The 13,386-nt window shown below is 69.6% G+C and carries 10 protein-coding genes and 1 tRNA gene; 8 read left to right on the forward strand and 3 right to left on the reverse strand.

Annotated elements, in window-relative coordinates; translation table 11 throughout:
* Positions 1–254: 254 nt before the first annotated feature.
* From N1027_RS09455 to N1027_RS09470, 4 genes are all read left to right on the forward strand, one after another.
* Positions 255–1,172 carry a C40 family peptidase gene (locus N1027_RS09455; RefSeq protein WP_259507199.1) on the forward strand — a complete coding sequence of 306 codons (918 nt, stop codon included), beginning with the start codon at positions 255–257 and terminating at the stop codon, positions 1,170–1,172.
* Positions 1,173–1,501: 329 nt separating this feature from the next.
* Positions 1,502–1,999, forward strand: a complete 498-nt coding sequence (locus tag N1027_RS09460; RefSeq protein ID WP_259507200.1) for an HNH endonuclease — start codon at positions 1,502–1,504, stop codon at positions 1,997–1,999.
* 33 nt (positions 2,000–2,032) lie between these two features.
* Positions 2,033–2,107 (forward strand) — tRNA-Arg (locus N1027_RS09465).
* A gap of 25 nt (positions 2,108–2,132) precedes the next feature.
* On the forward strand, positions 2,133–3,251 hold the full coding sequence (locus N1027_RS09470) for an acyltransferase family protein (RefSeq protein WP_259507202.1): 1,119 nt from the start codon (positions 2,133–2,135) through the stop codon (positions 3,249–3,251).
* On the opposite strand, the gene N1027_RS09475 is transcribed toward N1027_RS09470, so the two are convergent.
* Positions 3,226–3,720, reverse strand: coding sequence for an Lrp/AsnC family transcriptional regulator (locus N1027_RS09475; RefSeq protein WP_259507203.1), 495 nt, complete (start codon positions 3,718–3,720; stop codon positions 3,226–3,228). The two genes, N1027_RS09470 and N1027_RS09475, sit on opposite strands and share 26 nt — an antisense overlap.
* Positions 3,721–3,817: 97 nt before the next feature.
* On the opposite strand from N1027_RS09475, the gene N1027_RS09480 reads away from it, so the two are divergent.
* A complete protein-coding gene (locus N1027_RS09480; protein WP_259507204.1) occupies positions 3,818–6,154 on the forward strand; it encodes a thiamine pyrophosphate-binding protein in 2,337 nt (778 codons plus the stop codon).
* Positions 6,155–6,188: 34 nt separating this feature from the next.
* Complete coding sequence (locus tag N1027_RS09485; protein ID WP_259507205.1) at positions 6,189–6,473, forward strand: GNAT family N-acetyltransferase; 285 nt, start codon at positions 6,189–6,191, stop codon at positions 6,471–6,473.
* A gap of 96 nt (positions 6,474–6,569) precedes the next feature.
* Here N1027_RS09485 and N1027_RS09490 read toward each other — a convergent pair whose 3' ends face one another.
* Positions 6,570–6,998 (reverse strand): nitroreductase/quinone reductase family protein, encoded by a 429-nt coding sequence (locus N1027_RS09490; protein WP_259507206.1) that lies wholly within the window; start codon positions 6,996–6,998, stop codon positions 6,570–6,572.
* Positions 6,999–7,041: 43 nt separating this feature from the next.
* Here N1027_RS09490 and N1027_RS09495 point away from each other — a divergent pair, with 43 nt between their 5' ends.
* Positions 7,042–8,328: a GNAT family N-acetyltransferase gene (locus tag N1027_RS09495; RefSeq protein ID WP_259507207.1), complete on the forward strand. Its 1,287-nt coding sequence runs from the start codon at positions 7,042–7,044 to the stop codon at positions 8,326–8,328.
* A gap of 210 nt (positions 8,329–8,538) precedes the next feature.
* Here N1027_RS09495 and N1027_RS09500 read toward each other — a convergent pair whose 3' ends face one another.
* Positions 8,539–9,120: a TetR/AcrR family transcriptional regulator gene (locus N1027_RS09500; protein ID WP_259507208.1), complete on the reverse strand. Its 582-nt coding sequence runs from the start codon at positions 9,118–9,120 to the stop codon at positions 8,539–8,541.
* A gap of 217 nt (positions 9,121–9,337) precedes the next feature.
* On the opposite strand from N1027_RS09500, the gene N1027_RS09505 reads away from it, so the two are divergent.
* Complete coding sequence (locus tag N1027_RS09505; RefSeq protein WP_372499717.1) at positions 9,338–13,378, forward strand: Pls/PosA family non-ribosomal peptide synthetase; 4,041 nt, start codon at positions 9,338–9,340, stop codon at positions 13,376–13,378.
* Positions 13,379–13,386 lie beyond the last annotated feature (8 nt).

Here is a 13,386-nt window from a genome sequence, read left to right on the forward strand (position 1 = left end):
GGCCAAGACACCTCGATTCCCGTCTCTTGGTCATTGACTACGCACGCAATTCGGTGTGGACGGGAGCAGTGCCCTAGCTGCGAGAGGTGCCGGAGGATTATATTTTGGCCCCATATGGTGAGTCGCTCGATTCTGAGCGAAACCCCGAAAACCCGAATAGACCCGAGACACCTTCCGCTTCTTCTCCTCCTCAGCCGCTCTCGCGGCGTGAGTGGCGTGAAGCTGAGGCTCGTGCTCGTGAGACTGCCGCGTCCGTGAGCCCGGAGCCGGCGTCGCCCGGCACCGACCTGGTGCTCGCGAAGGTCGTGTCGCCCTCGGCGTCTGCCTCCGACGACATCGCTCGCGCCCCGCAGGCCGCGAAGGCGCTCGAGCTCGCGCTGCCCACCACTCCCGCTGCTGCTGCAGCGGTGGCCAAAGCGTCCCCGGCTCCCGCTCTGCGCGGTCCGAGCATCCGGATGCCCCGCTTCAAGAAGCCCACGAAGAAGGGCGCCGTCAGCGTGGTCGTGATGACCTTCGCTGCCGCCCTGGTCGCCACCATGGCCCTCCCGGCCTACGCCTTCGGCGGCGGCGGCAACTTCGACACCGGCGTGGCCACGGAAGCCTCGATCAGCGGTGCTCAGACGCTCGAAGTGCCCGACGCATCCGCCGCCCTCGCGGTCAGCCGCGACAACTACAAGGCACCCACCACCGAAGAGCTCGCCTCTGCTCGCGAAGCAGCGGCGGCCGCCGTGGCCGCGACCGAGGCCGCGAACCGCGCGGCCGACGTCGCAGCAGCCAAGGGCGCCACGGCCTCCACCAGCGCCTTCACGGTGAACCCGCCCTCCGGCTCCTACAGCGGAGCGGCGATCGTCGCCTTCGCCGAGCAGTTCGTGGGTGTGGTGCCTTACGGCAGCGGTGCCAGCCCCGACACCAGCTTCGGCTGCGACGGCCTCACCCAGTACGTCTTCGGCGCCTTCGGCATCTACCTGCCGCGCACCGTGAGCAACCAGGCGGCAATGGGCATCCCGATCGCTCCGGAAGACGCTCAGGCCGGCGACCTCATGGTGTACCCGATCGGGCACATCGGCATCTATGCCGGAGACGGCACGATGATCGACTCGCCCGACTGGGGCCGCTACGTCGAGCACCGGCCGGTGTGGGGCAGCTACTACTTCGTACGCATCCTCGGATAGCGGAGTGTAAACACTTCGTTACCGAGTCATGAATCGGCGTGCCACGAATATGTGGCACGCCGATTGTGTCGTAACCTGTTGCTCTGATCGTCGTCGAGATGATGGAGAGCCTGATGACACCGAGTAGGAGCATCCGCACCACGGATCGCCTCCTGCTGCGCGTGCGTCGGCACACGAGTGGGCTGAGCCAGAGTCAGATATTCTGCTCTGCGAGTAAGGCGCTGTCATTGTGACGGCGCCTTTTTTGTTGCCCGCACGTCTCCCGCACTCGTCGGCGAACGGGAAGTCGAACGCCTGGAAGCCGTCCAGGTCTGTCCGAAAGGGAGAGCATGCGAACACTGGTACTCAACGCAGGATATGAACCGCTGGGAGTCGTCTCGTTCAAACGGGCGCTCGTTCTGGTCTTGAACGAGAAGGCGCGTGTGCTGGCGCGCGACGACGAGCATCCGGTCTTCGGCACCTCGGGCGCCTACGATCGGCCGGCGGTCATCCTGCTCACCCGCTATGTGCGGGTGCCCATGAATCGGATGATGCCGGTGTCGCGCCGGGGCGTGCTGCGCCGCGACGGGCAGCGCTGCGGCTACTGCGGCTCCGCCGCCACCACGATCGACCACGTGCAGCCGCGTTCGCGCGGGGGCAAGGATACCTGGGAGAACCTGGTGGCCTGCTGCCTCCGCTGCAACAACGTGAAGGGCGATCGCACACCGGCCGAGATGGGTTGGTCGCTGCGGTTCTCCCCGCGGATGCCGCACCAGGCCGGGTGGTCGATCAAGGGCGCCGAGAGGGCCGAGCCGCAATGGGAGACGTTCCTGGCGGCAGCGGCGTGAGCGCGGTGCGCACCGGCTAAACTCGACGGGTCAGCCTCTGTAGCTCAATGGAAGAGCGACTCCGTCCTAAGGAGCAGGTTGGGGGTTCGAGTCCCTCCAGGGGCACCATCTGTACTGTCATAATCGGGGCACGATGGGCGAGGCACGAGACAACACCGACGGCGCACGAGGCGAACTCTCGCCCGGACGACGTGCGATGTGGCTGGATGTGGCGCGCGGTGCGTGCGTGATCGCCGTCGTGATGCTGCACGTGCGCATCTTCGTGTACGACCCGCTCACCCTGCCGACCGCCGGCACCGAGTTCTGGCGCCAATTCACCGAGTTCTTCGGGCCTTTCCGCCTGCCGCTGTTGTTCGCCATCTCCGGGCTGCTGGTGTCGAAGCGGGTGAGGAACGGATGGCGCGACCGCCGCAACCTGGTGAGGGTCGCGTCGTCGTACTGGATCTACCTGGTGTGGCTCGGCGTCTTCGGCGTGATGTCTGCAGTGGTCACCGTCTCCGGGGTGCCCTTCAAGATCTCCTCCCCGCACGATTTCGTGCGTCAGCTTCTGCTGCCGGACACCACCCTGTGGTTCGTGTTCGCCCTCGCCCTCTACGTGGTCGTGTTCACGTCGCTCCAGCGCGTTCCGCGGCCCGTGATCATCGGCATCTTCGCCGTGGTGGCCGTGCTCTCCGGTCTCGCTCCGGCGTCGCTCGCCGAAGAACAGTGGTTGCACATCATCTACTTCGCGGTGTTCTTCGCCGCCGGCGTCTATCTGCCGGCGGCGCTGGTGTGGTTCTCGCAGGGCCGAATCGCCGTGAAGCTGCTGCTCACCCTCGGCGCGTTCGTGCTGCTCCAGCTGCTCTGGCAGCTCACCGAGGCGGGCGACGTCGTCGAGACCTCGGCGCGCCTGTTGCGGGACTCGGCTGCTGTCACCCTCGCGATCGGGGTGTGTGCGCTGGCGAGCCGCGCTCCCGGCGTCGTGCGGCCGCTCGCCAGAGTGGGGCAGCGTACGCTTCCGATCTACATCCTCCAGCTGCCGGTGATCTGGGCGCTCTATCTGCTCCCGATCGTGCCGCCGCTCTACGAGATCCCCGTGGTGCGCTACCTCGGGCCCGTGTTCGGCACGGTGATCGTGGTAGCCGTTTCGCTGCTGGTGTTCTGGCTGATGGACCGCACCCGGCTGCGCTACCTCTTCCGGCTGCCCCGCACCGTCAGTGACCGGATCGTGCGCGCCCGTCAACCGGTCAGCGCTCGTGGAGCAGCTGGGTGACGCGGTAGCCCACCAGCTCCTGCATGACGAGGCCCGTGTTGGTGCGCTTGACCCCGTCGATGGCGAGGATGCGCCCGGTCACCCGGTAGAGGTCCTCCGCGTCGCGCGACACGACGTGCACGAGCAGATCGGCCACCCCCGACAGGCCGCTGACCTCCAGCACTTCCGGGATTCCGGCCAGCGCCTCGGCCACGGCCGCGAGCTTGCGCTGGGTGACCTTGGTGACGACGTGGGCGTGCAGGGGGTAGCCGAGGAATGCGGGATCGATCCGCCGTTCGAACGACTTCAGCGCTCCCTCGGCCCGATAGCGGGCGAGCCGGGCGCGCACGGTGTTGCGCGCGAGACCGGTGCTTTCTGCGAGAGCGAGGGTGGTCGCATCCGGATCGTCGCTGAGGCGGCGGAGGATGGCCGCGTCGATCGCGTCGGCGATGCGGGCGGCGGGTCGACCGTTCGTATTCAGGGTGGCCATCCGGATGCCTTCCGCCAGTGTTCAGATTGCGCAATCTGCGTCAATTGCTCGATCACTATTGTGCCTTCTGCGTCGTGATGGTGCCATAGGGGGCACTATGAGCACATCGGTCGCGCAGGAGAACTCCGCCCCCACTCTCGTCGCCCTCGAGACCATCGAGCGCCGGGTGCTGTGGCTGGCCACGTCGATGATCCACCACGCCAACCGGGTGCGGCCGAACCCCTCCGGCATGAAAGTCGGCGGGCATCAGGCATCCAGCGCGTCGATGGTGTCGATCATGACCTCGCTCTGGTTCGGTCAGCTGCGGCCCGAAGACCGGGTGTCGGTGAAGCCGCACGCCTCGCCCGTGCTGCACGCCATCAACTACCTCCTCGGCGAGCTCGACGAGCGCTACCTCACGACGTTGCGCGAATTCGGCGGGCTGCAGAGCTACCCGAGCCGCACGAAAGACCCCGATCCGGTCGACTACTCCACCGGCTCCGTCGGCATCGGCGCTACTGCCCCGATCTGGGGCGCGGTGTCGCGCCGCTACGTGGGGAGCCTCAGTGACGCCGCCGGGCGGGGCCGCCAGTATTCGCTCGTCGGTGACGCCGAGCTCGACGAGGGGGCGGTCTGGGAGGCGGTGCTCGATCAGGGCGTCGCGGGCCTCGGCGAGATCGTCTGGATCGTCGACCTCAACCGTCAGTCGCTCGACCGCGTGGTGCCCAACATCGCCGCGGGCAAACTCGAACGGCTGTTCCAAGCGGCCGGGTGGCAGGTGATCACGGTGCGCTTCGGGCGTCTTCTCGAGGAGGTGCTCGCCCGGCCCGACGGGCAGGCGCTGCGCCGGCGCATCCTGGAGATGCCGAATCCGGAGTATCAGCGGCTGCTGCGCTGCACCGCGGCAGAGCTGCGGGAGCGGCTGCCCGGCTTGGGAGAGCGGTCGGCATCGATCGCGGAGTTGCTCGACGGCATCGATGACGAGTTGCTCCTGGCCGCCATCCGCAACCTCGGCGGGCACGACCTCGAGGCGCTCCGCGAGGCCTACGCGCAGATCGACGACGACCGGCCGACCGCCATCCTCGCCTACACGATCAAGGGCTACGGTCTGCCGCTCGAAGGGCATCCGCAGAACCACTCCTCCTTGCTCACCGACGCGCAATACGTCGAGCTCGCGGCGAAACTGCAGGAACGAGCGGATGCGCCCTGGTCGCGCTTCGACGCCGAGAGCGAAGCGGGCAGACTTTGCGACGTGACGTCGAGGCGACTGCATCGAGAGCCGGTCGCGCTCGCCGAGCCTCCGGCCGTGCCCGCCGATTTCGGGCGCACGCCGGCCGGCACCGCGACGACGCAGGCCGCACTCGGTCGCGCGCTGCTCGACCTCGTTCGGGCGGCTCCCGAAGCCGCACGGCGAGTGGTGAGCGTGAGCCCCGACGTGAGTTCGAGCACGAACCTCGCCGGCTGGCTGAACAAGGTGGGGGTGTTCTCGATCGAAGACCGACCCGACTGGTTCAGCGACGACGCCGAGACCACCGTGCACTGGCGTGAGCGGCCGACCGGCCAGCACATCGAACTCGGCATCGCCGAGGTCAACCTGGTGAGTCTGATCGGCGAACTCGGCGCCACCTGGAGTCGCTGGGGCGAACCGCTGTTCCCGATCGGGGTGCTCTACGATCCGTTCGTCGGGCGGGCACTCGAACCGTGGTCGTACGGGATGTATGCGGGCGGGCAGTCGATCCTCGTCGGCACGCCGTCGGGGGTCACCCTCTCGCACGAAGGCGGGGCGCACCAGTCGATCACCACCCCCTCGATCGGTCTCGAGCAACCAGGGTGCGTGAGCTACGAGCCCGCTTTCGCGATCGACGTGGAGTGGACCCTGCTGGCTTCCCTCGGCCGGCTTGGACGACCGGACGGCACGTCGGCCTACCTGCGCCTCTCCACGAAACCCGTGGACCAGCGGTTGAGTGCGGTGCCGGCCGACCCGGCCGCGCGCGAGCGGCGCCGCAGACAGGTGGTGGCGGGCGGATACGTGCTGCGCGAGGCGGGGACAGGTGGCTCGGCTCAGGCCGCGGTCACGCTCGTCGCCATGGGGGCGATGGTGCCCGACGCGCTCGTGGCCGCCGAGCGGCTCGAAGCGCTCGGCGTGCCGGTCGACGTGGTCTGCGTCACGAGCCCGGGGCTCCTCTTCGACGCCGTCCAGGCGCGTGACGGATTGGCGGATGCGCCCGACTGGATTCTCGGCCAGCTCTTCCCCGCGGCCCGGGCCCGCCCGATGGTCACCGTGCTCGACGGGCATCCCCACACCCTGGCCTTCCTGGCGGGCATCAACCGGGTGCCGGCCCGCCATCTCGGGGTGAGCGGATTCGGTCAGGTGGGCGGGCTCGACGAGGTGTACCGGCAACACGGCATCGATATCGAGTCGATCGTGAGTGCGGCGCTCGACGTCGTGCGCTGACCGGCACCCCTCGAAGCAGACGTAGGGTGGAGGCATGGCACGCGAATTCAGTCATGACGCCGAACAGCACCGTTACAGCCTCCGCGTCGACGGCGCACTGGTGAGCGCCGTCGACTACGTCGCGAACGAGGACACCATTTCGTTCACCCACACTTTCACTGATCCGAAGAGGCGCGGGCAGGGTCTGGCCGGCGAGATCGTGACCTTCGCCATCGACGATGTCGAGGCCACGACGAACTATCGTGTGGTGCCGATGTGCTGGTATGTCGGTCAATGGTTCGACCGGCATCCGGAGCGTTCCGGCCTGCTCACCCGGTGAGAATGTGCTCGCCGTTCACCTGATGGACTTGCTACACTCATGCGTGGGGAGGGCTTCGGCCCTCTCCACCAATCGTTAACGGGTGTTTCGCGCCGCTCAGCGGGGGCTGAGGCGCACGACCGCGATGACGCGACCGCCGGCCTTCGCCTCGTAGTGCGCGAAGCCGGGCGAGCGGTTCAGGAACTGGCTCCAGCCGGCGTCGCGATCAGCGCCCGTCAGGATGTCGGCGCGGACGTCGATCATTTGCACACCGTCGCCGGTCGTCGTGGGGACCTCGATCGAGGTCTCCGGATGCGCGCGCAGGTTCGCGAGCCAAGCCGGGTGGTCCGGGGCCCCGCCCTTCGACGCGGCGATGAACAGGCTGCCGTCGTTCTGCCGCAGGCCGAGCACGGGGCTGACTCTCGCGATGCCGCTCTTCGCGCCCGTGTGGTGCAGCAGCACGAGGCTGGTTCCGAAGCCGCCCGTCTCGACACGGCCTGCGTTGGCGCGGAACTCGTCGACGATGCGTTCGTTGAAGTCGCTCACAGGCTCACGCTAGCGTGTCGCCGGTATCGCGTAGCGTTGCGGCATGGGTTCCATCACCGACTACGACTTCCGCACGTTCTCCGCCGCCTTAGAGGGGGAAGGAGGCGACGCCACAAGGGCCTGGTTGCAGGCCGAGACCCAGGGCTTCCACGAGCCGCGTCTCGGTGAGAAATCGCTCGTGCGGGCTGCCGCCGCGATGGTGAGCGACGGCCAGATGCTCACCGGGGCATATGCGCGCACCCGCCCCGAGGCGTCGCTCGGAGCGGAGGTTCCGGTGGCGACCTTCGCCACGTTCGAGCGCTCCATCAATGTCGGGGGAGTGGCCCCACTCCCGGCGCACCTCATCTCGGCGGTCACCGTGCGGCCCACTCATCGCCGCAACGGCATACTCCGCGAGATGATGACGACCGACCTCGACCGAGCGGTCGCCGACCGCTACGCGATCGCCGCCCTCACGGTTTCGGAGGCCACGATCTACCGGCGGTTCGGCTTCGGGGTGGCCACCACGGTGCATTCGATCTCGGTGGCCACCGACCAGCGGTTCCGCCTGCTCACGTCGCCCCGCGGGCGATGCGAACTGATCGATGCGCGCGAGATCGCCACTCTGGGCCCCGCGATCTTCGCGGGCTTCCACGCGAGTCGAGTCGGCTCGGTCGACCGCCATACGAAGTACTGGGGTCGGGTGTCGGGACTCGACGGCGAGAAGAGTGAAGAAGATCCATCTGTGCGCGGGGCGCTGCACTACGACGACGCCGGTGTGATCGACGGCTACGTCACCTACAAGTTCTCGGGCTGGGAGTCCGATCCGCAGATAGTCGAGGTCGTCGACCTGGTGGCGCAGAACGCCGACGCCTACCTGGGGTTGTGGCAATTCCTCGCCTCGCTCGACCTCGTCGGCACGGTGACCTACGCGGCCGCCCCTGCCGACGACCCGCTGCGCTGGGCGCTCGCCGACTGGCGACTGGTCTCGGTGAAGAACGTGAACGACTGGCTCTGGATGCGCATCCTCGACGTCGTCGCCGCATTCGAGGCGCGTGGGTACGTCAACGACGGGTCGACCGTGTTCGCCGTGTCGGACCCGCTGGGGCACGCGGCGGGCGGCTACCGGATGCGCGTGGAGGGCGGGCGGGCCGAGGTCACCCGAGACGACGCGGCGGCCCCCGACCTCGAACTCGACGCCTCGGCGCTGGGGTCGGTTTACCTCGGCGGCGCCGACCCGCGGGTGCTGGCGGCGGCCGGTCAGATCTCCGAGCGATCGCCGGGCGCGGCGGCGGCTTTCGCCCGCCTGCTCGCGCCGGCCCAGCAGCCCTACGGAATCACGCACTTCTGACCCGCTCGCCCGTTCCGAATCGACGGAGTTTCGCGGCAGTGTCGGTGTCTGAATCCGTCGTTTCAAGCGAAGCGCCGAAAACTCCGTCGTTTCGACGGGGCGGGGAGAGGGGGAGGGTGGTGGGCGCGGGTCGGATGCGGGCGGGGTGGTGGGCGCGGGTCGGATGCTGGCGAGGGCCGGATGCTGGCGAGTGCCGGATGCGGGCGGGGGCTAGAGGCCGGCGACCGAGCGAGCCGTCGCCACGTAGACCCGGCGCGCCACCTCGACTCCATCGAGGTAGCCGCCCACCAGCGCGGCGTCGCGCAGCATCACGAGGGACCCGGCGACTGCGTCGGCATCCGGAACCTTCGCCGCCTCCAGCGCGTCGCGCAACGTCGCGTGGAACCATTCACGGTGCCGGGCGATGATCATGCGCACCTCGCTCGACGCATCCGGGTATTCCGCCGCGGCATTAATGAACGGGCAGCCGCGGGTGTGGTAGCGGCCGATGTCGTCGGCGATGCCCTCGATCGCGAGCGTTATCAGGTCGGCGGGCGACGGGTCACCCTCCACCGTGAAGTAGCCCCGGATCACCGCGTCCTCCCGTTCGAGGTAGGCGGCCACGAGTGCTTCTTTGCCCGAGAAGTGGCGGTACATGGTGGCGCGGGTCACGCTCGCCTCGGCCAGGATGCGATCCATTCCGACGCTGTGGATGCCCTCGCGGTAGAAGAGCTCCGACGCGACGCGCACCAGTCTCTCGCGCGCTTCCGACACCTTCGGTGCGGAAGCAGGCGGCGCGGAGGTGGTGGACACAGACTCACAATAACAGAACATTCGTTCTGCCTGTCGAGTCACCCTCCGTTCACCTGCGAGTCACCTGCGCTCCTTAAGCTGCGCGCGCGTACGGTGAGGTATGAGCCTGACGCCGACCCGGAGAGGTTCTCGAGTGACTGACGACACGACCGATCTGCAGCGCGTGCTCGACGCGGGCGCGCGGGCCACTCCGGTGCGCACGCTGCTCGACATCCTGATGCAGACGGCGGTGGAGAATCCGGATGCGCTCGCTCTCGATTCCCCTGACGGTGCGGTCAGTTACCGCCGACTCGTGCGCCTCGTCACGGCGCAAGCGGCGGTGCTGAGCCGTGCGGGCGTGCGCCGGGGCGACAAGGTGGGCATCCGGATTCCGTCGGGAACGCGGGAGCTGTATGTCTCCATCCTCGCGGTGCTGGCGGCGGGTGCGGCCTACGTTCCGGTCGACGCCGACGATCCCGAAGAGCGCGCGCAGCTCGTCTTCGGCGAAGCGCGCGTCGTGGGAATCGTGGGGGCGGGCGGGGTCTTCGCGCCGCGGCCCGCAACCGGCGGGGGCACCGCCGCCGACCACGCAGCCGGTGAAGCGACCACCGCCGCCGACCACGCCGCCGCCGACCACGCCGCCGCCGACCACGCCACCGCCACCGAACGCGCAACCGGTGAAGCCGCTACCGCCCCCGACCACGCAGACGCTGGGGCCGCTGGCCACCACGGGGCCGAGGTGGCCGCCACCGCCACCGCCACCGCGGCCGACCTCGCGCCGAGCCTCGCCACACCCACCGGAACCATCCCTGCCCTCGGCCTCCCGACACCCGACGACGACGCCTGGGTGATCTTCACGTCGGGCTCCACCGGCGTGCCGAAAGGGGTGGCCGTCACGCACCGCTCGGCCGCTGCCTTCGTCGACGCCGAGGCGCGCCTGTTTCTGCAGCACTCGCCGATCGGTCCGGGCGACCGCGTGCTGGCCGGTCTCTCGGTGGCGTTCGACGCCTCCTGCGAGGAGATGTGGCTCGCCTGGCGCAACGGCGCCTGCCTCGTGCCCGCTCCGCGCTCGCTCGTGCGCTCCGGCGTCGACCTCGGACCGTGGCTCATCGCGCACGGGATCACGGTGGTCTCCACCGTGCCGACCCTCGCGGCACTCTGGCCCGAAGAGTCGCTCGAACTCGTGCGGCTCGTCATCTTCGGCGGTGAAGCCTGCCCACCCGAGCTCGTGGCGCGCATCACCGCGCGCGGTCGCGAAGTGTGGAACACCTACGGCCCCACCGAAGCCACCGTCGTCGCCTGCGCCGCCCTGCTCGGCACCGGCCCCGTGCGCATCGGCCTGCCGCTCGACGGATGGAAGCTCGCGGTCGTCGACGCATCCGGAGCCCGCGTTGCCGAGGGCGAGACTGGCGAACTCATCATCGGCGGGGTGGGCCTCGCGCGCTACCTCGATCCGGCGAAGGACGCCGAGAAGTACGCGCCGTTCCCGAGCCTCGGCTGGGAGCGCGCCTACCGCTCGGGCGACCTCGTGCGCTTCGAAGAGGCCGGGCTCGTCTTCGTCGGTCGCGCCGACGACCAGGTCAAGCTCGGCGGCCGTCGCATCGAACTCGGGGAAGTGGATGCGGCCCTGCAGGCTCTCGACGGAGTGGTCGGGGCCGCCGCCGCGGTGAAGACCACGGCCGCCGGAAACCAGGTGCTGGTGGGCTACCTCGCGCTGGCCGACGGAGCCGTGTTCGACCGGGATGCCGCCAACGCCCGCCTGCGCGAAGAGCTCCCCGCCGCGCTCGTGCCCCTCCTCGCCGTGGTCGAGTCGCTGCCGACCCGCACCTCCGGCAAAGTCGACCGGGCGGCGTTGCCCTGGCCGCTCCCGGCATCCGGAGACGGAAGCGGGAGCGGAGCCGGCGCGCCGGTCGATCTCTCGCCCACCGCGGCCTGGCTGGCGCAGAGCTGGTCGGCCATTCTCGGTGTGCCGGTCGAGAGCCCCGACGACGACTTCTTCGCCCACGGCGGCGGATCGCTCTCGGCGGCGCAGCTCGTCTCCGCGATCCGCGAACGCTTCGCCGACACCCGGGTCTCCGACATCTACGACCACCCCCGTATCGGTTCACTCGCCGAAGAGCTCGACAGCCGTGCCCCGGCCGATCACGGGTCCGGTCGCGGAGCCGACCGCCCGGTGCTGCTGACTCCGGCCTCGAGTCGCATCGCGCAGACGCTTCTCGGCATCCCGCTGCACGTCATCGTGGGGCTGCGCTGGTTCGTCTACCTCGCCGCCGCGAACAATCTGCTCTCGGTGACCGGCGCACAGACCTTCTTTCCCACCGTCTCCTGGTGGTGGGTGCTGCTCGGCTTCGTGCTCTTCGTCACCCCGCCCGGCAAGATGGCGATCTCGGTGGTGGCGGCCCGGCTGCTGCTCACCGGCCTGCGCCCCGGTGACTACCCGCGCGGCGGAACCGTGCACCTCCGCGTCTGGCTGGCCGAGCAGGTCGCCCAGATGGCCGGGTCGGTGAGCCTCGCCGGAGCCCCGTGGATCAGCTACTACGCCCGCGCGCTCGGTGCGAAGATCGGTCCGGGCGTCGACCTGCACACCCTGCCGCCGGTGACCGGGATGCTCACGGTCGGTGCCGGTGCGGCCATCGAGCCCGAGGTCGACCTGGCCGGGTACTGGCTCGACGGCGACACGTTCCGCGTGGGGCGCATCCACATCGGTGCCGATGCCACCGTCGGCTCACGCGGCACCCTCTTGGGCGGAGCGAACATCGGCCGCGGCGCCGAGGTCGAGGCCGGTGCCGCGGTGTCGGGCCGGGTGCCGAGCGGGGAACGCTGGGCCGGATCTCCCGCCACCCGGGTGGGTTCCGCCCGACGCCCCTGGCCCGCCGCTCGCCCGCTGCCCGCTCGCCGCTGGCTGGCGGCCTACGCGCTGGGTTCTCTCGGCATGGCCGCGCTTCCCGCGATCTCGGTGCTGCTCGGCGCCCTCGTCGTGGGCGCCGCGATCGGCGACCCTGCGACGCTCGGTGAAGCCGCCGCTCGGGCCGCGCTCGCCACTCCGCTCGCCGTGATCGTCGCGGGCGCCGCGTACGCACTGCTCGTGGTGGGTTCGGTGCGCCTGCTCGGCATCGGCCTCCGGGAGGGCTACTACCCCGTGCGCAGCCGGATCGGCTGGCAGGCCTGGTCGACCGAACGCATCCTCGACAGCGCCCGCACCTTGCTGTTCCCGATCTATTCGAGCCTCGCGACGCCATGGTGGCTCCGGATGCTGGGGGCCAAGGTGGGCAGAGACGTCGAAGCGTCGACGGTGCTGCTGCTGCCCGCGCTCACCACCATCGCGCCGGGCGCGTTCTTGGCCGACGACACGATGGTGGCCTCCTACGAGCTCGGCGGGGGCTGGCTGCGCATCGGGCGCGCCAAGATCGGCCGCCGGGCCTTTCTCGGCAACAGCGGCATCGCGGGCCCGGGCCGAAGCGTGCCGCGCAACGGGTTGGTCGCCGTGCTGTCGTCGGCGCCGAAGAACGGCAAGCGCGGTTCCTCGTGGCTCGGAAACCCGGCCGTGCGGCTGCGGCGAACCGTCTCCGACTTCGACGAGGCCCGCACCTTCCGGCCCCCGGCGTCGCTCAAACTCGCCCGCGCGGTCTGGGAGATCCTGCGGATCGTGCCCGTCGTCGTGACCGCGTGGATCGCTCTGGGCATCCTGATCACCCTGGAATGGCTCTGGACCGAGGTCGGCCTCGGCTGGGCGATCCTGCTCTCGGGTGTCGTGATGCTCGCCGCCGGCGCTGTCGCCGCTCTCATCTCCACCGCCGCCAAGTGGCTGCTGGTGGGGCGGATCGTGGTGAGCGAGCATCCGCTCTGGTCGTCGTTCGTGTGGCGCAATGAGCTCTCCGACACCTTCGTGGAGACGGTGGCCCGCCCCTGGTTCGCGGCGAACGCCTCCGGAACCCCGGCTCTCGCGGTGTGGCTGCGCACCCTCGGAGCGCGCATCGGGCGCGGGGTCTGGTGCGAGTCGTACTGGCTGCCCGAGGCCGACCTGATCACCCTCGGCGACGGATCGACGGTGAACCGCGGATGCGTGGTGCAGACCCACCTGTTCCACGACCGCATCATGCAACTCGACTCCGTGGTGCTGGCCGAAGGCGCCACCCTCGGGCCGCACAGCGTCATCCTTCCGGCCGCGGCGGTCGACCGCAACGCCAGCGTGGGGCCGGCGTCACTCGTGATGCGCGGTGAGCGGGTGCCGAGCGGATCGCTCTGGGCAGGCAATCCGATCGCACCGTGGCAGACTTGACAGCATCC

The sequence above is a fragment of the Herbiconiux aconitum genome, assembly GCF_024979235.1.
Taxonomy (GTDB): Bacteria; Actinomycetota; Actinomycetes; order Actinomycetales; family Microbacteriaceae; genus Herbiconiux; species Herbiconiux aconitum.

Excerpts from the sequence above, each read along its gene's own strand:
- N1027_RS09460 (WP_259507200.1), top strand. The coding sequence starts at position 1,502 with ATGCGAACACTGGTACTCAACGCAGGATATGAACCGCTGGGAGTCGTC.
- N1027_RS09470 (WP_259507202.1), top strand. The coding sequence starts at position 2,133 with ATGGGCGAGGCACGAGACAACACCGACGGCGCACGAGGCGAACTCTCG.
- N1027_RS09475 (WP_259507203.1), bottom strand. The coding sequence starts at position 3,720 with ATGGCCACCCTGAATACGAACGGTCGACCCGCCGCCCGCATCGCCGAC.
- N1027_RS09480 (WP_259507204.1), top strand. The coding sequence starts at position 3,818 with ATGAGCACATCGGTCGCGCAGGAGAACTCCGCCCCCACTCTCGTCGCC.
- N1027_RS09485 (WP_259507205.1), top strand. The coding sequence starts at position 6,189 with ATGGCACGCGAATTCAGTCATGACGCCGAACAGCACCGTTACAGCCTC.
- N1027_RS09495 (WP_259507207.1), top strand. The coding sequence starts at position 7,042 with ATGGGTTCCATCACCGACTACGACTTCCGCACGTTCTCCGCCGCCTTA.
- N1027_RS09505 (WP_372499717.1), top strand. The coding sequence starts at position 9,338 with ATGCAGACGGCGGTGGAGAATCCGGATGCGCTCGCTCTCGATTCCCCT.